Here is a 23,802-nt window from a genome sequence, read left to right on the forward strand (position 1 = left end):
GTGCGGAATGTTCTCCGGCGCTTCGAATATGAAACAGAATTAGCAATTCTGTTTCAGACATACATACACGCTTCAGGCGGAAAGACAGCGAGCCGCTTGCCAGTGAGTGTCGTGCAAGCCGCACTATGCTCCGGGCCGCGCGCTACCGCATTGCCTCTCCCGCACCCAGCGCATTCGTGCATGTGATTGCATCGATAACGAGAAACCCGGCTGAACCTCCTGCCGGCCTCTGCTAAGGCTGCGCCACGACTCCCTCATCCCAAAGAGCGCGACCATGCAATCTCGCCCGGGCGAAAGCCGGCAGGGTCTCTTCTACGCCCTCGGCGCCTATGGCATCTGGGGCTTCATCCTGCCGATCTTCATGAAGCAGCTCGCCAACGTCTCGCCGGTCGAGGTGGTGGCTCACCGGATCGTCTGGGCGCTGCCGCTGGCGGCGGCGATCCTCCTCTGGCAGGGCACCTTCCGGCAGGCGATGGGGCATTTCCGCAGCCTGCGGACGATGGCGCTGGCGGCGCTGACCGCCTCGCTGATCTCGGTCAACTGGGGCACCTACATCTATGCCATCGGGGCGGGGCAGACCCTCGACGCGGCGCTCGGCTACTACATCAATCCGCTGGTCAACGTGGCGCTGGCGGCGATCTTCCTCGGCGAGCGGCCGACGCGGCTGCAGGGCGTGGCGATCACGCTGGCGACCATCGGCGTCGCGGTGATGACGGTGAAGGCCGGCGGGCTGCCCTGGGTGTCGCTGGTGCTGGCGATGAGCTTCGGCACCTACGGGCTGCTGCGCAAGATGGTGCCGGTGGGGGCGAGCGAGGGGTTCTTCCTGGAGGTGGCGATCCTCGTCGTGCCGTCGCTGCTCGTCGTCGCGATCTTCGTGCCGCAGACGCATTTCCTCGGCGAAGGCTTCGAGACGATGCTGCTGATCGCCGCCGGGCCGCTGACGGCGGTGCCGCTGATCCTCTATGCGGCCGGGGCGCGGCTGCTGCACTATGCGACGATCGGCATCCTGCAATATATCGTGCCGACGCTTCTGTTCTTCACCGCGGTGTTCCTGTTCGGCGAGCCGTTCAGCCACTGGCAGCTGATCGCCTTCGCCTTCATCTGGACGGCGCTGGCGATCTATACGTGGTCGCTGGTGAAGGGGCGGCGCAGGCAGGCGGGTGACGTCATCGAAGACGCCGAAGCAGCCGACGCCCAAGCAGCCGACGGGGCCGGCCGCTGATCACCCCCCATCCGACCAGCGCGTCCGGTAGAGATCCAGCCGGCGGTCGCGGAAATTGCGGACCGAGCCTTCGTAGCGGGCCCAGGCGAGGGTCGTGAGATTGAGGTCGGCGACGGCGACCATCTCGACGTTTTCCGAGGTCTCGGCGGCGATGCCGTCCCGGGCGAAGGGGAAGTCGCAAGGGGTGAAGATGCCGGACTGGGCGTATTCGATGTCGAGATTGTCGACATTGGCCAGATTGCCGGTCATGCCGGAGGTGACGACGTAGCACTGGTTCTCGATCGCCCGCGCCTGGCAGCAGTAGCGCACCCGCAGATAGCCGTGGCGGGTGTCGGTGTTGAAGGGCACGAAGAGGATGCGGGCGCCCTGGTCGCAGAGGCGGCGGGCGATCTCCGGGAACTCGGAATCATAGCAGATCATGATGCCGACCGGGCCGCAGTCGGTCTCGATCACGTCGATCGGGTCGCCGCCCTGGATGTGCCAGTACTGGCGCTCGTTGGGCGTCGGGTGGATCTTTTCGCGGGCATGGACCGATCCGTCGCGCAGGAACGCGTAGCCGACGTTCTGGATCTCGCCGTCCTCGGTGCGGGTCGCGTGGCTGCCGCCGATGATGTTGATGTTGCGGCGGATCGCCATCGCCGTCATGCGCTCGACGAAGTCCGGCGTGTGCTCGGTGAGGCGGGCGATGGCGGCTTCCGGCTTCAGCTCCTCGGGCTCGCAGGAGAGCAGCATGAGCGTGAAGAGCTCGGGGAAGACGACGAAGTCGCCGTCATATTCCGACGCCACCTCGACGAAATATTCCACGGCGTCGTAAAATTCCTGCGGCGCGGCGATCTTGCGCGCTTCCATCTGGACGGTGACGATGCGCACGATGTCCGGGTTGGAGCGGTTGACCGGCTGCTTGGCATGGGCGGGGTCGTAATAGGGATTGCGCCAGACCATCAAGACGCCGTTGCCGCCGGAGGCGGTATCGAGGGGATAGTAGTTCTTCAGGAGGAACTCCGGCTCGAAGCCGGACTTCAGGTGGAAGGACGCGACGGGATCGGTCAGCTCGTTCTTGCGCACGGCTTCCAGATAGGCCTCGGGCGTGCCGTATTTCTTCATGTTGCGCTTGTAGCCGGGCAGGCGGCCGCCGAAGGCGATGCCCTTCAGGTCCATGTCCTGGCAGAGGCGCCGGCGGGCGTCGTAGAGGCGCTTGCCGATCCTGAGGCGGCGGCGGTCCGGATCGACGCAGACCTCGATGCCGTAGAGCCAGTCCCCCTTGCGGTCGTGCATCGCCGCATAGCCGCCGCCGGTGACCTCGGCCCAGGAATGCTGCTTCATCACCTTGCCCTCGGGCAGGATCATCGTCGCGGCATAGCCGACGATCTCGTCCTCGTAGACGACGACGAACTGGCCCTCGGGAAACGCCGAGAGCTGGCCCATGATCATGCCGCGGGTATAGGGCGCCTCGTCCTTGAAGACCTTGGCCGAGAGGGCGATGATGGCGGACACGTCCTTGGTCGTCGCGGTGCGGACTTCGATCTTCGGGGTCGAGCGCTTCTCGGCCATGGGCGGGGATGTTCCTTGCGTCATTGCGGGGCGTGGGTTTGGAGCTGTCGCGGTGCGGCTGCAGGGGGCCGAACGCCCGAGATAGCTTTTCCGGCGGGTGACGCAAGCGCGCAAGGGCGGAGAAACCTCCGAACCGCACGACAAGAGCCCCGTGAGGCGCGTCGATCGCCCTTGCGGCGAGCCGATCGGCAGCCTTGGCCACGGGCGGGCGAGCCGCTCGCAGGCCAAGTCGGGAGGGTCAAGTCGAGGTGGGGAGGTCTGTGAGGGACGTCCGACGCGGGCCGCTGTCCATCGTTGCGCCGGAAGCAGGTCGACGGGCGCTGAAGGGGCGGACGTGCAGGCGAGGCTGCCGGTCGCGCTGGCCTGCCAGTCGGATCCGGGTAGGCCCGTCGGCTCACTTCACCGCGGCGATCGAGGGATCAACTGCCGCGGCCGTCGTCGTGCCCTGCGATCGTGACGGCGGTTGCCGCCACGGTCTGCAGAACCGGGTTCAGCGGATGTTCGAGCCGAAGCCGCTGCGCTTCTTGGCGAGGACCTTGATCCGGGCGTCGTCGCGTTCGTCGTTGAGAGCGATCGCGGCGGCGGTCGCGAGGGTCAGAACCATGGTCATCAGCAGAGCGATCATCAGCATGTGCGCATCTCCATTTTGAGCCTCAAACGGAGACTCCGACGATTTGTTCCCATTCGACCGGCCGCGCACATGGCTGCTTGCGATTCCGGAATGGCCTCGCATGGTGGGTCGTGGACAGCTGAAAGAATGTGTATCGAGGAGTGGCGGTGCCAATCACATTTCGCGGAAGCGTTAAAATATGAGCGTGAAGAGGCCGGACCAATGACCAAGCGGGCGTTCTATCCGGGGTCCTTCGACCCCCTGACCAACGGCCACCTGGCCGTGCTGGAGCAGGCGATGCAGGTGTTCGACGCCGTGACCGTCGGCATCGGCGTCCATCCCGGCAAGACGCCGCTGTTCTCCTTCGAGGAGCGGGCCGAGATGATCCGAGCGAGCGTCGCCGAAACGGCCGGCGCGGCAGCCGTCACGGTCGTCGCCTTCGAGGGGCTGGTGGTGGAGGCGGCGCGCGAGGCGGGGGCAGTGGCGCTGGTACGCGGCGTGCGCGACGGCACCGATCTTAACTACGAGATGCAGATGGCGGGCATGAACGGCGCGATGCGCCCGGAGGTCGTGACGCTGTTTTTCCCGGCGACACCGGAGACGAGGCCCATTACCGCCACATTGGTTCGCCAGATCGCAGCCATGGGCGGGGACGTGTCGCGTTTCGTTCCGGCCCACGTCGCCGCGGCGATCAGGGGGAAACGCGCCGGGCGCTGACGCGCACAGAAATCCATTTGGGGGTCCAAACGATGAAATTCCTCGCGACGCTCGGCCTTGCGGCCGCAATCTCATTTGCCGCGCTTCCGGCCTTCGCCGCGCCGGCGGCCGAGCCGGAGAACACGCTGGTCATCACCACCAGTTCCGGCGAGATCGACATCCAGCTTCGACCGGATCTCGCGCCGGAGCACGTGAAGCGCATCAAGGAGCTGGCCCGCGAGAAGGCCTATGACGGCGTGGTGTTCCACCGGGTGATCGAGGGCTTCATGGCCCAGACCGGCGACGTCGAGTTCGGCAAGGAGGGCGGCTCCGGCTACAATCCCGACCGCGCCGGCATGGGCGGCTCCGCCAAGCCGGACCTCAAGGCGGAGTTCTCCCGCGAGACCTTCGACCGGGGCACCGTCGGCATGGCCCGCTCGCAGGACCCCAATTCGGCCAATTCGCAGTTCTTCATCATGCTCGCCGACGGCGACTTCCTCGACGGCCAGTACACGATCGTCGGCGACGTCATCGACGGCATGGACGTCGTCGACAAGATCAAGAAGGGCGACGCCCAGCAGAATGGCGCGGTCAAGAACCCGGACAAGATGTTGCAGGTCCGCGTCGCGGCCGACGGAAAATAGTCGCAGCCCGCAGGGCCGTGTGGTCTTGCGTCTGTTTTCGAAAACGCTCAAACAGCCGTCATCATCGCCGGACCGGGACGCGGTCCGGCAAGACGACGGACAAAGAGGACGTTCCATTGGCTTACGAAAACCCTGAAGACACGCTCGTTCTGGACACCACCAAGGGCCAGGTCGTGATCAAGCTGCGGCCCGATCTCGCGCCGAACCACGTGGCGCGGGTCAAGGAACTCGCGCGCGAGGGCTTCTACGACGGCGTGGTCTTCCACCGGGTGATCGAGGGCTTCATGGCCCAGACCGGCGATCCGACGGGCACCGGCTCGGGCGGTTCGGACAAGCCCGACCTCGCGGCCGAGTTCTCGTCCGAGTCGCACAAGCGCGGCACGGTCTCGGCGGCCCGCACCGCCAACCCGAACTCGGCGAACTCCCAGTTCTTCATCTGCTTCACCGACGCGCCGTGGCTGAACAAGCAGTATTCGGTCTGGGGCGAGGTGATCGAGGGCATGGACGTGGTCGACCAGATCAAGCGCGGCGAGCCGGTGCGCGATCCCGACCAGATCACCACCATGCGGGTCGCCGCCGACCTCTGAGGTCCGGGACGAGCGCCGCAGATGCGGGTCGATCTCTTCGACTTCGAGCTGCCGGAGGAGCGCATCGCCCTCCGGCCCGCCGTGCCGCGTGAAGCGGCGCGGCTTCTGCATGTGGGGCAGGCGGGTGCATTGTCGGATCATCACGTCGGTGACCTGCCGGACCTCCTCGCGCCCGGCGACGTGCTGGTCTTCAACGACACGCGGGTGATTCCGGCGCGGCTCTCCGGTGTCCGGCGCCGCGAGGGCGCCGCGGCCGGCGAGGGCGTCGCGCGGATCGAGGCGACGCTGCACATGCGGATGGCGCCGGATCGCTGGAAGGCGTTCCTGCGGCCCGCCAAGCGGGTGAAGCTCGACGACCGGATCGTCTTCGGGGCGGAGGCGGACGCCGCCTGCCTGCTCGCGGGCCTTGCGGCGACGGTGGAGGAGCGCGGCGAGGGCGGCGAGGCGACGCTGCGCTTCGAGCTGGAGGGCCCGGCGCTGGACGAGGCGATCGCCGCCGTCGGCCACATGCCGCTACCGCCCTACATCGCCTCCAAGCGCGCCGAGGACGCGGCCGATCTCGCCGACTACCAGACGATCTTCGCGCGCGAGAGCGGCGCCGTGGCGGCGCCGACGGCGGGGCTGCATTTCACGCCGGAACTGATGGCGCGGATAAAGGCGCGCGGTCTCCTGAGAGAATTCCTGACGCTGCATGTGGGCGCCGGAACGTTCCTGCCGGTGAAGGCCGACGACACCGACGAGCACAGGATGCATGCCGAGATCGGCGTCATCGACGAGGCCACCGCCGCCCGGCTGAACGCCGTGCGCCAGAACGGCGGGCGGCTGGTCGCCGTCGGCACGACGTCACTGCGGCTTCTCGAAAGCGCGACGGGTGAAGACGGGGTGATCCGGCCCTTCGCCGGGCCGACCGACATCTTCATCACGCCGGGCTACCGGTTCCGGGCCGTCGACCGCCTCGTCACCAACTTCCACCTGCCGCGCTCGACGCTGTTCATGCTGGTCTCGGCCTTTTCGGGGCTGGAGGCGATGCGGGCGGCCTATGCCCATGCCGTCGAGGCTGGCTACCGGTTCTACTCCTATGGCGACGCCTGCCTGCTCGAGCGGGTGTGAGGCGGCCCGGGCTGCCGGAGGCGACACGCTCTTCCCGAAACGAAAAGAGCGGAGCCTTGCGGCCCCGCTCGATCATGTCGATCTTGCGCCGGGCGAGCCCGGTCAGTCGATGATCTCGACGATGTTGCGGTTCTCGTCGACGAGGACGGTATGGCCGTCGACGACGGCATATTCGTACGGGCCGATGTCGTCCGGCAGGCGGTAGAGCGGCACCGGCTCGGGCAGCGGGGTTCCGATCGTCACCGTGTAACCGTCGGGCGCGGCCACCGATTCGCGGCGCTCCTTGGTCACATAGGTGCGGATGGTGCCGTAGTCGGGGTCGGTCCGCTCCACAGTGGTCGTGGTGGTGGTGGTCTGTGCCAGGGCGGCGGCGGGCGCCGCGGCGGCGAGGCAGGCGGCGATCAGGATGGTCTTCATCGTCATGGTCCTTTCGGATATCGTCCCGTCCGACAACTCCCCGCCGATGCGCTCCGTTCCACCAAGTCGTTGACGTCTTTCGCGGATCGGTCACATTTCGCGAGGCACACCGGGTCTCCGAGTGGCCTGCGCAGGGCCGGACGGACGGGCCGGGGGCCGCCGCCTTGCCGGCGCGACGACGCCGGCAGTTGCCAGCGCAGCTTCGCCGGGCTACCGGGTGGCGATCATGACCGAACGCTTCTCATTCCAACTCCTCGCCACCGACGGCAGGGCCCGCCGCGGCGAGATCACCATGCCGCGCGGCACGGTGCGCACGCCGGCCTTCATGCCGGTGGGCACCGCCGGCACCGTCAAGGCGATGTATCTCGACCAGGTCCGCGCGCTTGGCGCCGACATCATCCTCGGCAACGTCTATCACCTGATGCTGCGCCCCGGCGCGGAGCGGGTGGCGCGGCTCGGCGGCCTGCACGACTTCGCCCGGTGGCCGCATCCGATCCTCACCGATTCCGGCGGCTTTCAGGTGATGTCGCTGGCCGAACTGCGAAAGCTCGACGAGAAGGGCGTGACCTTCCGCTCGCATGTCGACGGCTCGGTGCATTCGCTGTCGCCGGAGCGCTCCATCGAGATCCAGGGGCTGCTCGATAGTGACATCCAGATGCAGCTCGACGAGTGCATCCGCCTGCCGGCGGAGCGGGCCGAGATCGAACGGGCGATGGAATTGTCGCTGCGCTGGGCCGAGCGCTGCAAGGTGGCCTTCGGCGAGCAGCCGGGCAAGGCGATGTTCGGCATCGTCCAGGGCGGCGACCAGATCGACCTGCGCCAGCGCTCGGCCGCAAGCCTCGCGGCGATGGACCTCAAGGGCTACGCCGTCGGCGGCCTCGCCGTCGGCGAGCCGCAGGCGGTGATGCTGGCGACACTGGACGAGACCGTGCCGGTGCTGCCGGAGGAGAAGCCCCGCTACCTGATGGGCGTCGGCACGCCGGACGACCTGATCCGCTCGGTGGCGCGGGGCATCGACATGTTCGACTGCGTGATGCCGACGCGGGCGGGGCGGCACGGCCTCGCCTATACGCGGCGCGGCAAGATCAACCTGAAGAACGCCCGCCACGCCGAGGACCACCGCCCGCTCGACGAGGAATCCGACTGCCCGGCGGCGCGCGACTATTCGCGGGCCTATCTGCACCACCTGGTGCGCTCCGACGAGTCGCTCGGCGGCATGCTTTTGACCTGGAACAACCTCGCCTATTACCAGGACCTGATGGCCGGCATCCGCGCCGCCATCGAGGCAAAGCGCTATGCGGACTTCTGCGACGCAGTCAGCGAGGCCTGGGCGAAGGGCGACCTGCCGGCTTTGTGACGGCTGCCGCCGATGTGACGGCATCATCCGGTGGATGGCGGGCGCCAGCCGGAGCGAGGATCTCGTCAGACCGCGACGTCGTCGCCCTCGCGCAGGCTGCAGCCGGTGATCTTCATCGAGCCGTCGGCCTGGCGCTGCAGCGTGTAGCTGGCGATCCAGCTCTTGCCGTTGCGGTCGGTGATGCGGACCTCCTGGCGAAAGCCCTGGCCCTCCGCCTTCAGCGGCCCGAAGACCGGGTTGCTCGACCGGTAGACCGGGTCGTAGCCCGAGCGCACCATGCCCATGAAGACGTCCGGCGTCGGGAAGATCGCCTGGATGTTCGGCGCGGCGTATGACCAGGCCGCGGCGCCGTCGCCAGCATTGAAGGCATCGAGCTGGCCGGCGATCGTCGCCCGGATGTCGCCGGCATCGTCGGCACGGGCGGCGAGCGGGGCGGCAAAGGCAAGAAGCGCCGCCAGGAACAGGGTGGCTGATCGCATCGCTGGGGTCTCCCGGAAGGTCTCGACGAAGAGAGTTACGCCGCAATTCTCCGCTGGAAGCACCGGCCGGGTCACTTGGGCGTGAACGGGGGGGCGTGAACGGGGGGGCGTGAACGGGGGGCGCGAACAGCCGGCCGAGCCGACCCTGCCGCGAGGCGGCGTCCGCGCGGCACGGTTCGCCGGCGCGGTCAGTCGTCGTTGGCGGAGTTCAGGTCCTGCGGCCGCCGGCCCTCCTGGTGGCCGAGATGCGCGACCTCGACGAGATCGATCTGCGGACCGGAGTGACCATGGAGGGGCTCCGACCGGACCGCCACCGTCAGGGTGACGTTGGCGCCTGCGGCCTCCCGCAGGGCGTCGTTGAGGGCATGGGCTGCGGCGACCGCCTTGGCGAGGATTTCGGCTGACATCTTGAGGCTCCATCGGGTTCGGTGGGCGGTTCCGGGCGATCCACCCCCAAAAGGAGACGACGGCCCGTCCCCCGCGGTTCGGCAGGGGCGAAGTTCGAGGAACCGGCAGGGTAACCAATCGCGGAAATATCGCCGCAATGCCCGCCGGCCAGTCTCTTCAACTGGGCCGGTTTCTTCAACTTGCCATGAATCGCAGGCAGGAGGGAGGCGGGGCTTACGAAGCTGCGGCGGGGGGGACGGCCGGTCGCCGGTCTCGTCGGCGCCCAAGGCCATGCCCACTGGAGATCTCATGCACAGAATTCACCTGATCACCGCTGCCACCTTCGCGGCGCTCATGGCGACGACGACGCTGTCGCAGGCGCAGAGCGCCGCGCCGGCTGGTCAGCCGGCCGAGACCGCCCAAGCGGCAGAGGCGAGCGAGCCGGCCGCACCAGCCGCAGCGCCCGCCCGCACCGGCGACATCCGCTCGATCGTCCTGTTCTCCGGCGGCGTCGCCGAGATCGTCCGCTCGGCCAGCGTCTCCGGCGAGGCGACGGTGGGCATGGAGGTGCCGCTCGATCAGGTCAACGACGTCCTCAAGAGCCTGGTGGTGCGCAACCCCGGCGGCACCGTCGGCCAGGTCTCGCTGGAGGGCTCGGTCAACGCCAGGGAGCTGTCGCGCGCGGCGCTGTTTTCGCCCGCCGATCTCGGCTCGCTGGGGCTGCTCCTCAACAAGATGAAGGGCGCCAAGGTCCGCATCGAGGGCAACCGCTCGGTCACCGGCACCGTCCTCGGCACCTCGCAGCCGCCCGAGGCGGCCGGCGACGACAAGGCCGAGACGCCGGTCGCCATCGTCACCCTCCTCGCCGAGACCGGCGAGGTCCGCTCGATGCCCGTGTTCAGCGACACGGCCCTCGAGATCCTCGACGAGAAGACCGCGGACGAATTGCGGAAGACCGCCGCCTCGCTCGCCCAGAGCCTCTCGGACGACACCCGGCTGGTCTCGGTGAAGGTCGACGGGAGCGGCGAGCGCCAGGTCGAGTTCGACTATGTGGTCGCCGCGCCGGTCTGGAAGTCGTCGCATCGGCTGGTGCTGTCGAAGGACGGCCAGGGCCGGCTGCAGAGCTGGGCGGTGATCGAGAACGCCACGGGCGAGAACTGGAGCGACGTGAAGGTGTCGCTGTCATCCGGCTCGCCGGTGACACTGCGCCAGAACCTCTTCGATCCGTACTTCAGGGAACGGCCGGAAGTGCCTGTCTTCGTTGATCGGCAGTCGATCCCGGACGCCGATCGCGGCGAGGTGCCGAGTGCGCCGCCCATGGCGGCGAAGGCGCAGCGGGGCATGGGCGGCGCCGCCGCCTTCGCCGATAACCTGATGGCCGCCGCGCCGCAGCCGGAAGCCTTCGCGATGGGCGAGGCGGGCGAGGTCGGTGAAGCCGTCGAGGGCGACGTGTCGGTGACCTATCCGCTGCCCCGGCCGGTCACCCTCGACGCCGGCTCGACGCTGTCGGTGCCGATCGTCGATGCCGACGTTCCGGCCGAGCGCATCGCCGTGTTCACGCCCGGCCGCGGCGAGATCCATCCGACGGCGGCGGTCCGGCTCGACAACGAGACCGGTTCGGCGCTGCCGGCGGGGATCGTCACCGTCTACGACGCCTCCGGCTATGTCGGCGATTCGACGCTCCTGCCGGTGCCGGCGGGCGACGAGCGGCAGGTGCAGTTCGCGCTCGACCGCAAGATCACCGTCAACACCACCGAGCGTCCGGAGGACCGCATCACCGAGCTCCGCGTCGTCGACGGCGTGCTGCGCTACAAGCAGGTGCAGGAGCGCCAGACCATCTACTCGGCCGCCAATGCCGGGACGGAGGACCGCAAGCTGTCGATCGCGCATCCGAAGATGAGCGGCTGGGAGCTGACCTCCGAGGACCGCGCCGGCGAGACGGAGAGCGCCTACCGGCTTGAGGCGACCGTGCCGGCCGGCGGCACCCGCGACATCCGGGCGACCGCCCGCTTCGTCACCGACGAGGGCTTCGCGCTGGTCGACGCCGGCCAGTCGGATCTGGTGCGGTTTTCCAAGCAGACCGACGATCCGAAGATCGCTTCGGCGCTGGAAAACCTCGCCGCGATCCAGGGCGAGAAGGCGACGCTCGACCGCCAGATCGAGCGGCTGGAGGCCGAGAAGGCCGACATCTTCGCGGCGCAGGACCGCATCCGCGAGAACATCAAGGCCGTCGGCCCGGGCGATCTGCGCGACGGCTATCTCGGCACGATGGCCAAGCAGGAAGACCGGCTGGCAGCGATCGACGCCGAGGTCGCGGCGCTGAAGACCCAGCGCGAGGCGGTCGAGGCCCGGCTGCGCGAGACGATCGCGGCGATCTGACGGCGGGCGAACGGACGGCCTTCGGGGGCAGACCGGAGCCAGGGCGGAGGGCGGCACCGCGGCAGCGCCGGATCCGGATGGATCGGTGCGCAGGCGTTGCCGCCCCTCATCCCCAAAGCACCGGATCCGGCGGCGAAACCAGCGAGCCGTAATAGTGCAGGGGATGGGGCCGGTCCTTCGCCAAGAGCAGCGGGCCGTCGAGGTCCACGACATCGGCATGCTGGGCGATCAGCAGCGCCGGTGCCATGGCCAGCGAGGAGCCGACCATGCAGCCGACCATGAGGCCGAAGCCGCGCGAGCGCGCCTCGCGGATCAGGCGGACCGCCTCGGTGAGGCCGCCGGTCTTGTCGAGCTTGACGTTGACGTAGTCGTAGAGGCCGACGAGATGGTCGAGATCCTCGCCCACATGCAGGGATTCGTCGGCGCAGATCGGGACCGGGTGGGGGATGTCGCGCAGGACCCCGTCCTCTCCCGCCGGCAGCGGCTGCTCGACGAGGACGGCACCCGCCGCCGCGGCGGCGAGGAGGTGGTCCTTGATGTTGGCCGCCGTCCAGCCCTCGTTGGCGTCGAGGATCAGCCGGGCGCCGCGCGCCGCCGCCCGGATGGCGCGGATGCGCTCGCGGTCGTCGTCGGTGCCGAGCTTGATCTTCAACAGCCCGCGGCCGGAGGCCCTGGCGGCGCTCGCCATGGCCTCGGCGCTGTCGAGGCTGATCGTGTAGGCGGTCTCGACCGGTCGCGGCATTTCCCCGCAGACGATGGCCGCCACCCGGCCGCCGGTGGATTTCGCCTCCAGATCCCAGAGCGCGCAGTCCAGCGCATTGCGGGCCGCGCCGGCCGCCAGCGCCCGTTCGAGACTGGCGCGCGACCCGCCCCGCTCGATCAACGGGCGGACGCCCTCGATCTGGTTGATAACACTTTCGATATCCTCGCCGTATCGGGGGTAGGGGACGCATTCGGCCCAGCCGCGGCCATATTCGTCGGCGATCTCGCAGGTGACCACCGCCGCTTCGGTCTTGACGCCCCGCGCGATGCGGAATGGCTCCCTGAGCGGAAATCTCTCCACTGTGACCGAAAGACGACGTGGCATGGTAAATGATCTCCTTCGGGACGGCTGCGGTTTATTCCCACGTAGCGCTGTGCCAGTGAAGTGGGTGGTCATGATTGCTTTGCCATCAAGCGAATCTGGGAAGCGAATTTGCGAAGCGAATTTGGCTTGCGCCGCAAGAACGGTGCAGGGCATGGCGCTGTCGCGCCGAGTGCGGATCGAGGGACCATGCTTGAGGCTGAGACGCCGGACAAGGCCGGAACGCGCGGTCGCCTGTCGGCGGTCAAACCCGCTCTCGAGGGCGAGAAACGGGACGGCGGCGTTCGGCTGATGGCCAGCGGCGACTGGCTGGCCCGCACGGTCGGCGAGATGGAGCCGCTCCTGGCCGAGACGACGCAGTCGAAGCTCGGCGACCGGATCACCGTCGACTGCTCGAAGGTCGGCCGCATCGACACCGCCGGGGCCTACGTGCTCGAGAGGCTGTCGCGCGATCTCGGTGGCGAGGGGCGCAACGTCGAGCTGGCAGGCGTCTCGAAGCGGGACGAGGCGCTGTTTTCCGCCGTGCGCGACGCCATGCAGCGCGAGACGCCGCAGACGGTCGCCGCGCCCGGCAACCCGCTGACCGGTTTCCTCGCCGGCGTGGGCGGGCTGGTCTATGCGGTGCGCGGCGAGGCGGTGGCCGGCCTCAACATCATCGGCGGAGCGATCTACGGCGCCGGCTATCGCCTGACCGGGCGCACCCGCAGCCGTCCGGCGGCGATCTTCAACCAGCTCGACCAGATGGGGGTGCGGGCGATCCCGATCATCGTCCTGATCACCTTCCTGATCGGTGGCATCATCGCCCAGCAGGGCGCCTTCCAGCTGCGCCGCTTCGGCGGCGAGGTCTACGCCGTCAATCTCGTCGGCATCCTGGTGCTGCGCGAGATCGGAGTGCTCCTGACCGCGATCATGATCGCCGGCCGCTCGGGCAGCGCGATCACCGCCGAGCTCGGCTCGATGAAGATGCGCGAGGAGATCGACGCGCTGCATGTGATCGGCCTCAACCCGATCGGCGTCCTGGTGTTTCCGCGGCTGGTCGCGCTGACCATCGCGCTGCCGCTCCTGACCGTGCTCGCCAACCTGTCGGCGCTTCTCGGCGGCATGCTGACGCTGAAGCTCTATTCCGACATCTCCTATGCCAACTTTCTCCAGGGCATCCAGAACAGCGTCGACCTGTTCACCGTGTTCTCCGGACTGATCAAGGCGCCCTTCATGGCGATCGTCATCGGCATCGTCGGAGCGATCGAGGGCATGAAGGTCGGCGGCAGCGCCGAGAGTCTCGGACTCCACGTCACCGCCTCGGTGGTGAAAGCGATCTTCCTCGTCATCGTCATGGATGGATTGTTTGCGATCTTCTATGCCTCGATCGGACTCTGACACGGTGACGCACGACATGGTGGAACCGAACGGCGCAGCCATAGCCGGCACATCCGACGCCAGTGCCGGGGCACTCGGCGCGGCGGACGACGACGTGCTCATCCGCGCCCGCGACGTGAACGTCGCCTTCGGGCCGAAGAAGATCCTCGAGAACCTCTCCCTCGACGTGCGGCGGGGCGAGATCCTCGGCTTCGTCGGGCCGTCGGGCGCCGGCAAGTCGGTGCTTCTGCGCACCATCCTCGGCCTGAACCCCAAGCAGAGCGGGGCGATCGAGATCTTCGGGATCGACTACGACCAGGCCAGCGAGCGCGAGAAGCTGTCGGTCGAGCGGCGCTGGGGGGTGCTGTTCCAGCAGGGCGCGCTGTTCTCGGCCCTGACCGTCGCCGAGAACATCGAAGTGCCGATGCGCGAATATCTCGACCTGTCGCCCGGGCTGATGCGGGACCTGGCCCGGCTGAAGATCGATCTCGTCGGCCTCGCGCCGGACGCCGCCGACAAGTATCCCTCCGAGCTCTCCGGCGGCATGATCAAGCGCGCCGCGCTGGCGAGGGCGCTGGCGCTCGATCCGGAGATCGTGTTCCTCGACGAGCCGACCTCCGGGCTCGACCCGATCGGCGCCGCCGACTTCGACCAGCTGATCATGACGCTGCGCGACACGCTCGGCCTCAGCGTCTACATGGTGACCCACGACCTCGACAGCCTGTTCCAGGCCTGCGACCGGATCGCCGTTCTCGGCGACCGCAAGGTGCTGGTCGAGGGGCCGCTGTCGAAAATGCTCGCCTACGACCACCCCTGGGTGAAATCCTATTTCCACGGCAAGCGCGCGCGCACGGTCGTCAAGACCGACCGCCCTGCGCCTTCGCCGTCCGCATCCGCTGGAGCCGCCTGATGGAAACCAAGGCCAACTATGTCCGCGTCGGCATCTTCACCCTTCTCGTCCTGGCGCTCGCCGTCGGCTTCACCTACTGGACGGTCTTCGCCTCCAGCGGCGACAACCGGGTGCCGCTGCTGGTGCGGATCGAGGGCTCGGTCACCGGGCTGCAGCAGGGCAGCCAGGTGCTGTTCAACGGCCTGCCCGTCGGCCAGGTGACGTCGCTGCGCATCGACAACAACAATCCGGGCGTCGTCATCGCCACGACGATGGTCGACCCGACGATCCCGATCAAGGACGACACCCAGGCCAATATCGGCTTCCAGGGCCTGACCGGCTACGCCTTCGTCGAGCTGAAGGGCGGCGATGCCGCCAGCGGCAACCTCATCCAGGAAGCCCGGGAGCAGGGCGTCACTCCGGTGATCCGGGCCAATCCCTCCGACGTGACCGACATCCTCGCCACCGCCCGCGACATCGCCGACCGGGCCAACGCGATCCTCGGCGAGTTCGAGAGCATCGTGCAGGGCGCCGGGCCGGGCGTCCAGACGACCATCGCCAACGTCGCCAAGACGTCCGAGAACGTCGAGACCTTCACCGCGGCGCTCGCCCGCAACACCGACAACATCGACGAGTTCGTCAACAGCATCTCGCGCCTCGCCGTCAGCGCCCGCAACGTCGCCGACGCGCTGCCGGCGACGATCTCGCAGGTGCAGGGGATCCTCGGCGCGGTCGACACCGCCGAGGTCAGCCAGATCATCGACAACGTCTCGGCGGTGACGGCGAATGTCCGCTCCGGCTCGGAGCGGATCGACGGCGTCATGGAATCGGTGCAGTCGGCGGCGAACGGCGTCGGCCAGATCGGCGACGTGATCACCCGCAATTCGGACGGCATCGACCAGTTCGTCAGCGCCCTCGGACCCTTCGCGACGACGGCGACCGACGTCGCAACGAAGCTCGGCACGACGCTCGAGGGCGCCGACCGGGTCATTGCCGCGGTCGATCCGGCCAAGGTCTCCACGACCCTCGACGGCGTCTCGGATACGGCGACCAACGTCGCGGCGCTCAGCCAGAAGCTGAACGAGCAGTCCGGCGCCATCGACGGCATCGTCCAGGGCGCCTCGAACGCGGTCGGCAACATCGAGACCGTGACGAAGACCGTGGCCGACCGGCGCGCCGAGATCGACCAGGCCATCGCCAACCTCGCGCCGCTGACCGACACGGCCAACCGCGTCGCCAATCGCCTCGACGTGACGCTGCAGAACGCCGACCGTCTCGTCGCCTCCGTCGATCCGGAGACCGTCGCCTCGGCGATCGATTCCTTCTCCTCGGCGGTCGCCAACGTCGCCTCGGTGACCGAGACGGTGAACCAGCAGAAGGAGGCGATCTCCTCGGCGATCAGCGGTTTCGCCAACTCTGCCCAGAACGTCAACACGATCACCACCACGGTGGCGCAGCGCTCCGGCGACATCGACACGCTGCTCGCCAATCTCGGCCCGGTGTCCGAGCAGGTCGGCCAGGCGGCGACGACGCTGAACCAGACGCTCGATTCGGCCAACCGCGTCGTGGCGGCGGTCAATCCCGAAACGGTCTCCACGACGCTGGACCAGGTGTCCGTGGCGGCCGCCAACGTCGCCTCGCTGACCGACACGGTGAACCAGCAGAAGGAAGCGATCTCCTCGGCGATCAGCAGCTTTGCCAACAGCGCCCAGAACGTCAACACGATCACCACCACGGTGGCGCAGCGCGTCGACGACATCGACCAGCTTCTCGAGCGGCTCGGCCCGATCAGCGCCAATGTCAGCGAGGCGACGGCCAAGCTGAACACCACCATGGACAGCGCCAGGGGCGTCGTTGATGCGATCGACACCGAAACGATCAACCGCTCGATCGCCAATGTCGGGCAGATCACCGACGCGGTGCGCGAGAAGGCGCCGGAGATTCAGTCGATCGTCGACCGGGTGAACGCGGCGGTGCTGACCATCGACGGCGCCGTGAAGGGCTTCTCGGAGACCCGGGCCCAGGTCGACACGCTGATCGCCAGCATCGATCCGGGCAAGGTCAACGAGGCGGTCGAGAACGTCTCGGCGGCGACCGGCAACGTCGCCAAGGCGGCCGATTCGATCGCCGGCGTCGCGACCAATATTGGCGAGAAGCAGCCGGAGATCGACGCGATCATCGCCAACGTCCAGGCGACGAGCGAGAGCCTGAGGAGCGCATCCGGCAAGATCGACGGCGTGATCCAGTCGATCGACGACGTCTTTGCGGGCGCCGGCAACGGCAACAAGCTCGGCGCCGAACTCTCCGCCGCGCTGGAGTCGGTGCGGGGCGCGGCCACCTCGATCCAGGAGCAGGTGACGCCGATCTCGGCCAATCTGCAGCGCTTCTCCGGGCAGGGCCTGCAGGAGTTCCAGACGCTGATGCGCTCGGTGAACCGGACCGTCGGCCGGATCGACGACGCGGTCAGCGACTTCTCCAACAATCCGAGCCGGATCATCTACGGCGGCGACGAGGTGAAGCAGTATGACGGGCGGAACCGGCGCTGACGGGCGCTTCCGCCCGCGGCGACGGCACGCGCCGCGGCAGTTCCGCGAGGCGCCGTCTCCCCGTCGGACCGGTGGCGTCTTGTGGCAATCGCGTGCCGCCGAAAATCTTTGTCGGCGCGGGCCGGGCCTGCGGGGTTCGGCGCGATTGACACGCCCGGTTGCGGATGCAAGCAACGGGACGGGCGGCCGGATCGGCCGGCGATGGGACGCAAGGGCGGCGGGGGGCGTTCTGGCGTCGACGCACGAGGGAACGGCGCGACGATGAATGGCATGAGGACATCACTGCTGGCCGCGCTCGTGGCGGCGCTGCTCGGCGGCTGCACGGCGGTTCCGCCGGATACGTTCGAGCTGTCTTCGCCCGCCGATGTCACGGTCCGGGGGGCGACCCGCGCGCAGATCCTCATTCCCGAGCCGACCGCCATCAAGACGCTCGACAACGACAAGATCGTCGTCAAGACCGCGCCCTATGCGGTCGAGTATCTCGCCCAGAGCCAGTGGAGCGACCGGCTGCCGCGGATGGTGCAGCTGCGGCTCCTGCAGGCCTTCGAGAACACCGGCCGGATCGGCGCCGTCGGCGTGCCGGGGCAGGGGCTGGCCATCGACTACCAGCTGGTCATGGAAATCCGCCGCTTCGAAATCGACGTGGCGGGACCTGCGACCGCGCGCATCGAGATTTCGGTGAAAGCCCTCAACGACCGCAACGGCACGGTGCGCAGCACCAAGATCTTCACGGTGGCGGTCCCGACCGGCGGGGCGGGCAACGACACCTATGTGGCGGCGCTAAACCGGGCCTTCGACCGGATCTCCGGCGAGATCGTCGTCTGGACGCTCGGGCTGATCTGAGGCGTCATCCCGGCCCCTGAGCCGGGACCCATTCCAAATCGCCGACGCCGCCGACCACTGTGACCCGGCGGCATTCCCAACCGACGGTTTGGAACGGATCCCGGGTCAAGCCCGGGATGACGAGGCGGTGGTGCCACCATCCATTCTGGGACGTCGGTTCTGCGACGCGGGTTCGTCACGCCAGATGCGGGCCGAAACGCCGGCGCGAGATATCTGAATGCGGTTGGGACGGGGCCCGTGAATGACGATCCGTCGGATTTCGCGGTGAACCGTCGTCGGCGATGATTGGTGAAAGCCAGCCTGCGGGCCGGACTTGCGCGAGGTGAGGCCGTCTGCAGACCCGCCATGCAGCCCCGATGTGTCGCATCGACGGGGGCCGAATCAGCAAATGTTAAAGCCGCTCGGGCATCATCACGTCCGGTGATGGGGCGGAAGGCGGCAGTTCGCGGCGTCTCCCTCCACGCCAGGCTTCAGGGTCGATCGCTCGGATGACAGGCGGGCTCCGCTTCCGAGCACGCCGGCAGGCGGGGAGGGCCGCGCATGGCATTTTCCGAGGAAGAGAAGCAGGGCTGGCTGGCCCGCAAGCGCCGCCGGGAGCGGCCGCGGCCGTTCTTCTTCGACCAGCGGCCGGTGGGCGTCTGCATCCACTGCCAGGCCCCCTTCGGCATGGCCGACGGCACGGTGATCGGCGGCGTCGCCGTCTGCGACGATTGCGAGGAATGCCCGGACTTCTGATGCGGGCCCGGGCCAGTCCGCCTCACCTTCACCGGTCGCCAAGCCGAAACTGAACGGCAGCATGATCCCGACATGCAGGACGCGGGGTTCTCGCCCCGCGCCGAGACGTCTTGCGACCGGATCACACCGAAACAGACGGGGCGAAGCCGACCCGCCTTCCGGCCGGTCGGCCGGGCGGGCTACACGCGTTGGCCGGTCGCCTGGTCGAAGCGGTGGAAGCTGGCGGCGTTGGCGGCGGCGCGCACGGGTGTGCCGGGTTCCAGATGGCTGTAGCCGGCGACGCGGACGGCGACTTCGGGGCCGTTTTCGGGAAGCGTGCCGTAGACGTAGCTTTCGGCGCCGACGACCTCGACGCCGGAGACGGTGAGATCGAAGACGGCGTCGTCCTCCTGGCGGGCGTCGGCGTCACCGACGAGGCGCATGTGCTCGGGCCGCACGCCGAGGGTTTCGGCGCGGGCGCCCGGCGCAGCGGCGAGGGCGTCCGGCGCGGCAAGGCCCGGAATGCCGCGCGCACCCAGCGGCAGGAGGTTCATGGCGGGCGAGCCGATGAAGGTCGCGACGAACAGGCTGGCGGGGCGCTCATAGACGTCCATCGGCGAGCCGGCCTGCTCGATCCTGCCGGCGTTCAACACCACCAGCGTGTCGGCGAGCGTCATCGCCTCCAGCTGGTCGTGGGTCACGTAGAGGCTGGTGGTGCGAAGCCGGCGCTGCAGCCGGCGGATCTCGGCGCGCATCTGGACGCGCAGTTTCGCGTCGAGATTGGACAAGGGCTCGTCGAACAGGAAGGCGGCGGGCTCGCGCACCAGCGCCCGGCCCATGGCGACGCGCTGGCGCTGGCCGCCGGAGAGCTGGCCGGGGCGGCGGTCGAGCAGCGGCGCGATCTCCAGCATCGTCGCCGCCTCGTCGACCCGCCGGGCGATCTCGGCCGCGGCCATCTTGCGGTTCTTCAGGCCGTATTCGAGGTTTCCGCGGACGGTCATGTGGGGATAGAGCGCGTAGTTCTGGAACACCATGGCGATGTCGCGCGCCGCCGGCTCCAGCTCGTTGACGACCCGGTCGCCGATCTTCACCGTGCCCGACGAGATCGACTCGAGGCCTGCGACCATGCGCAGGAGCGTGGACTTGCCGCAGCCGGACGGGCCGACGAGGACGACGAACTGGCCGTCCTCGATGGACAAGGAGACGCCCTTCACCGCCTCGACGCCCCCCTGGTAGACCTTGCGCACGTCCGTCAGTTCGATATTCGCCACGTCACTTTTCCGATTCGACCAGGCCGCGCACGAACCAACGCTGCATCCCGACGACGACCAGCACCGGCGGCAGGATGGCAAGGATCGAAGTCACCATCACCATGTTCCAGGGCGTGTCAGCATCGGCGAAGGAGACCATCTTCCTCAGCGCGATGACGATCGTGTTCATCTGGTTGTCGTTGGTCACGAGGAGCGGCCAGAGATATTGCGTCCATCCGTAGATGAACAGGATGACGAACAGCGCCGCGATGTTCGTCTTCGACAGGGGGAGGAGGATGTCCTTCAGGAACCGCATGGGGCCGGCGCCGTCGATGCGCGCCGCCTCGACCAGCTCGGAAGGGATGGTCAGGAAGAACTGGCGGAACAGGAGCGTCGCCGTCGCCGAGGCGATCAGCGGCAGGATCAGCCCGGCATAGGTGTCGATCATCCCGAGATCGACCATCACCTTGTAGGTCGGCAGGATGCGCACCTCGACGGGCAGCATCAGCGTCACGAAGATCAGCCAGAAGAACACCATCCGCAGCGGGAAGCGGAAGAACACGACGGCGAAGGCGGAGAGGATCGAGATGAAGATCTTGCCGAGCGCGATGCCGAAGGCCATCACCAGCGTGTTGAACAGCAGGGTTCCGACGCCGACGCCGCCGATCCGGCCGATGCCGCCGAAGATCGCCCCGGCATAGTTCGCCGCCGCCTGGTCGCCCGGCGTCAGCGGCAGCGGCGGGCGCAGGATGGTCACCAGCGACTGGGTCGAGGCGACGAAGGTGTAGTAGATCGGAAACGCGACGACGAGGACGCCGAGGATCAGGACGAGGTGCGCGTTGGGGCGGCCGATGCCGCGCTTCTCGATCATCGGGACAGGACTTTAAGCATGCGGGTATGGGCCTCGAGCATGCGGATCAGGGCCTCAACCATAGTGGACGCGCCTTTCGACATAGCGGAACTGGACCGCCGTCAGGGCGATGACGATCGCCATCAGGATCACCGACTGGGCGGCCGAGCCGCCGAGGTCGAGATTGACGAAGCCGTCGTTGTAGACCTTGTAGACCAGCGTCTGGGTGGCCTGGGCGGGACCGCCGCCGGTGACCGCGTCGATGATGCCGAAGGTGTCGAAGAAGGCATAGACGGTGTTGACCACCAGCAGGAAGAAGGTGGTCGGCGCGATCAGCGGGAAGACGATCGTCCAGAAGCGCTTGGTCGAGGACGCGCCATCGATGGCGGCGGCCTCCAAAAGCGAGCGCGGGATCGACTGGAGCGCGGCGACGAAGAACAGGAAGTTGTAGCTGATCTGCTTCCAGGCGGCCGCCACCACGACGAGCAGCATCGCCTGGTCGCCGTCGAGCAGCGGGTTCCAGTCGTAGCCGGCGTTGCGCAGGAGATAGGCGAAGGTGCCCATCGACGGGTTGAACATGAACAGCCACAACAGGCCCGCCACCGCGGGAGCGACGGCATAGGGCCAGATCAGCATGGTGCGATAGAAGCCCTTGCCGCGGACGACCTTCTCGGCGGCGGTCGCGAGGAACAAGGCGAGGGCCATCGCCAGCACCGCCGTCGAGACGGAGAAGACCACCGTCACCCGGACGGAATTGAGGTAGTCCGGATTGCCGAGCACCTGGGAGAAATTCGCAAGGCCGACGAACCGGCTCTTCAGGCCGAAGGGATCCTCCTTCAGCAGCGATTGGTAGAGCGCCTGGCTGGCGGGCCAGTAGAAGAACACCAGCGTGATCGCCACCTGCGGCGCGAGCAGCAGATAGGGGAGCAGCTTGTTCGGGAAGACGGCTTTTTGCAACGCGCGGCCTTGAGGGGGTGAGATGTCCAGCCCCGGCCCCGAAGACAGGCTTTGCGGGCTCTTGACGGGAACGGCCGGAGGGGTCTGCGGCGAGATGTCCGGCGCCGCCGCGAAGGCGACGGCACCGGGTTTCACGGGGAGGGCGCGTTACTGCGCTTCGGCGATCGCCTCGTTGCCGAGCCGGACGATGTTGTCCATCGTCGTCTGGGCGTCCTGCTGGCCGGCGAGGAGCGCCTCGAACTGCTCGTTCTCGATGTCGCGGATCTGCGGCAGGTTCGGCAGGCGCACGCCCTTCGAATTCGCCGTCGGCTCCTTGCCCATCATCTGGGTGATCGGCGTCTCGCGGCCGGGGTTCTTGTCGTAGAAGCCCGACTTCTTGGTGGCCTCGTAGGCCTCCATGGTCACCGGCAGGTAGCCCGACTTCTCGTGCAGCTGCTGCTGGATCTCGGTCTGCGACAGGAACTTGAAGAACTCGCCGATGCCCTTGTACTCCTCGTCGGACTTGCCGCCGAAGACCCAGAGGCTGGCGCCGCCGGGGATGGTGTTCTGCGGGGCGCCCTCGGCGGTCTCGTCATAGGGCAGCTGGCCGATGCCGTAGTTGATGCCGGACTTCACCACGTCGCCGAGGCCGCCGGAGGATTCCGTCAGGATCGCGCACTCGCCGGAGAGGAACAGCTGCTTGGCCTCGGAGGTGCGGCCGCCATAGCGGAAGACGCCGTCCTTGGCGAGAGAAGCGAGCTGGTTGAAATGCTCGACGAAGATCGGCGCATCCAGCTCGAGCGTCACGTCGGTGCCGGCGAGGCCGTTCTCCTGCGTGCCATAGGGCACGTTGTTCCAGGCGGCGAAGTTCTCGAGATGAATCCAGGTCAGCCAGGTCGAGGTGTAGCCGCAGTCGGCGGCGCCGGACTGCTTGATCTTGCGGGCGGTCTCGAACACCTCCTGCCAGGTCTTCGGCGGGTTGGCGGTGTCGAGGCCGGCCTTCTCGAAGATATCCTTGTTGTAATAGAGGATCGGCGAGGAGGAGTTGTAGGGGAACGACAGCATGGTGCCGTCGGGCTTGGAATAATAGGCGACGATGCCGGGCAGGTAGCGCGACTTGTCGAAGGTCTCGCCGGCGGCTTCCAGCACCTCGGCCACGGGCTTCACGGCGCCTTCGGCGCCCATCATCACGCCGGTGCCGACGTCGAAGACCTGGATGATGCCGGGCGTCTGATTGGCCCGGAACGCGGCGATGCCGGCGTTGAGCGTCTCGGGATAGGTGCCCTTGAAGACCGGCACGACCTTGTAGTCCTGCTGGCTCTCGTTGAACTCGCGGGCGAGCGTGTCGACGACCTCGTTGTTGGCACCGGTCATGGCGTGCCACCACTGGATTTCGGTCTGGGCGAAGGCCGGCAGGGCCGTCGAAGCGGCGAGGGCGCCGGACAGGATCAGCGTGCGGATGGACATGGGGTTTCCTCTGAGAAGACTGCGGTGGGCCGCTTATTGGCCAGCCAGTGCAACAGCTTGATGACGGTTCGCGAGCACCGTCGCCAGGTTGCAGCAGAGGCGGGCGTGTCACTGTTATGACAAGCCGGGTCTTCCCGCAACTGGCCAAACTCGTTGGGATTTCCGCGCCTGTATGACGGTGGGTCCGAGATGCTGGCCCGGCGGCCGAAGGCACGGCCGCGGTGAGCGCCTGGCCTCACGGGCAGGCGGAAGGAAGGCCCCCGCCGCCCGGCGCGGGGTGCGACGGGCGCAGCCCGCGGCCGACGACGCGCCGGCTGCGCGGCGACGACCGATCGGGCGGCGGCAACCGGGCGTGTTCCTCGCCCGAGGGCCGACGTCGCGGCACGATATCCGGAGCCCGGCCGCGGCACCCGCCGGCAGCGGCGTGC

The 23,802-nt window shown here is 68.0% G+C and carries 22 protein-coding genes; 12 read left to right on the forward strand and 10 right to left on the reverse strand.

Annotation, left to right across the window (positions count from 1 at the left end; translation table 11 throughout):
- The first annotated feature begins 274 nt into the window (after positions 1 to 274).
- Positions 275 to 1,222 (forward strand): EamA family transporter RarD, encoded by a 948-nt coding sequence (gene rarD, locus ATO4_RS24230; protein ID WP_083594352.1) that lies wholly within the window; start codon positions 275 to 277, stop codon positions 1,220 to 1,222.
- Here rarD and ATO4_RS24235 read toward each other — a convergent pair whose 3' ends face one another.
- Entirely contained in the window at positions 1,223 to 2,773 is a 1,551-nt protein-coding gene (locus tag ATO4_RS24235; RefSeq protein ID WP_083594353.1) for a bifunctional GNAT family N-acetyltransferase/carbon-nitrogen hydrolase family protein, read from the reverse strand.
- 490 nt (positions 2,774 to 3,263) lie between these two features.
- A complete protein-coding gene (locus ATO4_RS27915; RefSeq protein ID WP_176223149.1) occupies positions 3,264 to 3,404 on the reverse strand; it encodes a hypothetical protein in 141 nt (46 codons plus the stop codon).
- Positions 3,405 to 3,605: 201 nt separating this feature from the next.
- Here ATO4_RS27915 and coaD point away from each other — a divergent pair, with 201 nt between their 5' ends.
- The 4 genes from coaD to queA all read left to right on the forward strand — a co-directional run bounded on the left by coaD (position 3,606) and on the right by queA (position 6,420).
- The gene (coaD, locus tag ATO4_RS24240) at positions 3,606 to 4,100 is read left to right on the forward strand and encodes a pantetheine-phosphate adenylyltransferase (protein ID WP_083594354.1); all 495 of its coding nucleotides are present in this window, start codon (positions 3,606 to 3,608) and stop codon (positions 4,098 to 4,100) included.
- Positions 4,101 to 4,132: 32 nt separating this feature from the next.
- Entirely contained in the window at positions 4,133 to 4,723 is a 591-nt protein-coding gene (locus tag ATO4_RS24245; RefSeq protein WP_083594355.1) for a peptidylprolyl isomerase, read from the forward strand.
- A gap of 116 nt (positions 4,724 to 4,839) precedes the next feature.
- Positions 4,840 to 5,310: a peptidylprolyl isomerase gene (locus ATO4_RS24250; protein WP_083594356.1), complete on the forward strand. Its 471-nt coding sequence runs from the start codon at positions 4,840 to 4,842 to the stop codon at positions 5,308 to 5,310.
- Positions 5,311 to 5,331: 21 nt separating this feature from the next.
- Positions 5,332 to 6,420, forward strand: coding sequence for a tRNA preQ1(34) S-adenosylmethionine ribosyltransferase-isomerase QueA (gene queA, locus ATO4_RS24255; protein ID WP_083594357.1), 1,089 nt, complete (start codon positions 5,332 to 5,334; stop codon positions 6,418 to 6,420).
- 102 nt (positions 6,421 to 6,522) lie between these two features.
- On the opposite strand, the gene ATO4_RS24260 is transcribed toward queA, so the two are convergent.
- Positions 6,523 to 6,837, reverse strand: coding sequence for a DUF1236 domain-containing protein (locus ATO4_RS24260; protein WP_139802670.1), 315 nt, complete (start codon positions 6,835 to 6,837; stop codon positions 6,523 to 6,525).
- A 226-nt stretch (positions 6,838 to 7,063) separates the two neighbouring features.
- Between ATO4_RS24260 and tgt the strand changes: the two genes are divergently transcribed.
- Positions 7,064 to 8,194, forward strand: a complete 1,131-nt coding sequence (gene tgt, locus ATO4_RS24265) for a tRNA guanosine(34) transglycosylase Tgt (protein ID WP_083594359.1) — start codon at positions 7,064 to 7,066, stop codon at positions 8,192 to 8,194.
- A 65-nt stretch (positions 8,195 to 8,259) separates the two neighbouring features.
- Here tgt and ATO4_RS24270 read toward each other — a convergent pair whose 3' ends face one another.
- On the reverse strand, positions 8,260 to 8,673 hold the full coding sequence (locus ATO4_RS24270) for a DUF4864 domain-containing protein (RefSeq protein ID WP_083594360.1): 414 nt from the start codon (positions 8,671 to 8,673) through the stop codon (positions 8,260 to 8,262).
- A gap of 188 nt (positions 8,674 to 8,861) precedes the next feature.
- Complete coding sequence (locus ATO4_RS24275) at positions 8,862 to 9,080, reverse strand: hypothetical protein (RefSeq protein WP_083594361.1); 219 nt, start codon at positions 9,078 to 9,080, stop codon at positions 8,862 to 8,864.
- A gap of 289 nt (positions 9,081 to 9,369) precedes the next feature.
- On the opposite strand from ATO4_RS24275, the gene ATO4_RS24280 reads away from it, so the two are divergent.
- On the forward strand, positions 9,370 to 11,439 hold the full coding sequence (locus tag ATO4_RS24280) for a DUF4139 domain-containing protein (protein WP_083594362.1): 2,070 nt from the start codon (positions 9,370 to 9,372) through the stop codon (positions 11,437 to 11,439).
- A 106-nt stretch (positions 11,440 to 11,545) separates the two neighbouring features.
- Here ATO4_RS24280 and dgcA read toward each other — a convergent pair whose 3' ends face one another.
- The gene (dgcA, locus tag ATO4_RS24285) at positions 11,546 to 12,526 is read right to left on the reverse strand and encodes an N-acetyl-D-Glu racemase DgcA (protein WP_083594363.1); all 981 of its coding nucleotides are present in this window, start codon (positions 12,524 to 12,526) and stop codon (positions 11,546 to 11,548) included.
- A gap of 186 nt (positions 12,527 to 12,712) precedes the next feature.
- Between dgcA and ATO4_RS24290 the strand changes: the two genes are divergently transcribed.
- The 5 genes from ATO4_RS24290 (at position 12,713) to ATO4_RS24310 (ending at position 18,892) form a co-directional block, all read left to right on the forward strand.
- A complete protein-coding gene (locus ATO4_RS24290; protein WP_083594364.1) occupies positions 12,713 to 13,900 on the forward strand; it encodes an MlaE family lipid ABC transporter permease subunit in 1,188 nt (395 codons plus the stop codon).
- Between the two features lie 16 nt (positions 13,901 to 13,916).
- Positions 13,917 to 14,789, forward strand: a complete 873-nt coding sequence (locus ATO4_RS24295) for an ABC transporter ATP-binding protein (RefSeq protein ID WP_083594365.1) — start codon at positions 13,917 to 13,919, stop codon at positions 14,787 to 14,789.
- A complete protein-coding gene (locus tag ATO4_RS24300; protein ID WP_083594366.1) occupies positions 14,789 to 17,314 on the forward strand; it encodes an MlaD family protein in 2,526 nt (841 codons plus the stop codon). The genes ATO4_RS24295 and ATO4_RS24300 overlap by 1 nt, the downstream gene beginning before the upstream one ends.
- 261 nt (positions 17,315 to 17,575) lie before the next feature.
- Positions 17,576 to 18,157, forward strand: coding sequence for an ABC-type transport auxiliary lipoprotein family protein (locus ATO4_RS24305; RefSeq protein WP_083594367.1), 582 nt, complete (start codon positions 17,576 to 17,578; stop codon positions 18,155 to 18,157).
- Positions 18,158 to 18,697: 540 nt separating this feature from the next.
- On the forward strand, positions 18,698 to 18,892 hold the full coding sequence (locus ATO4_RS24310; protein ID WP_083594368.1) for a hypothetical protein: 195 nt from the start codon (positions 18,698 to 18,700) through the stop codon (positions 18,890 to 18,892).
- Between the two features lie 179 nt (positions 18,893 to 19,071).
- Here ATO4_RS24310 and ugpC read toward each other — a convergent pair whose 3' ends face one another.
- The 4 genes from ugpC to ugpB all read right to left on the reverse strand — a co-directional run bounded on the left by ugpC (position 19,072) and on the right by ugpB (position 23,374).
- Positions 19,072 to 20,142, reverse strand: coding sequence for a sn-glycerol-3-phosphate ABC transporter ATP-binding protein UgpC (gene ugpC / locus ATO4_RS24315; RefSeq protein WP_083594369.1), 1,071 nt, complete (start codon positions 20,140 to 20,142; stop codon positions 19,072 to 19,074).
- 1 nt (position 20,143) lies between these two features.
- Positions 20,144 to 20,992 carry a sn-glycerol-3-phosphate ABC transporter permease UgpE gene (ugpE, locus tag ATO4_RS24320; protein ID WP_083594370.1) on the reverse strand — a complete coding sequence of 283 codons (849 nt, stop codon included), beginning with the start codon at positions 20,990 to 20,992 and terminating at the stop codon, positions 20,144 to 20,146.
- A gap of 54 nt (positions 20,993 to 21,046) precedes the next feature.
- Positions 21,047 to 21,928, reverse strand: a complete 882-nt coding sequence (gene ugpA / locus ATO4_RS24325) for a sn-glycerol-3-phosphate ABC transporter permease UgpA (RefSeq protein WP_083594371.1) — start codon at positions 21,926 to 21,928, stop codon at positions 21,047 to 21,049.
- Positions 21,929 to 22,075: 147 nt separating this feature from the next.
- On the reverse strand, positions 22,076 to 23,374 hold the full coding sequence (ugpB, locus tag ATO4_RS24330) for a sn-glycerol-3-phosphate ABC transporter substrate-binding protein UgpB (RefSeq protein WP_083594372.1): 1,299 nt from the start codon (positions 23,372 to 23,374) through the stop codon (positions 22,076 to 22,078).
- Between the last annotated feature and the right edge of the window lie 428 nt (positions 23,375 to 23,802).

This window comes from Aurantimonas sp. 22II-16-19i (assembly GCF_002088275.1).
Taxonomy (GTDB): Bacteria; Pseudomonadota; Alphaproteobacteria; order Rhizobiales; family Rhizobiaceae; genus Jiella.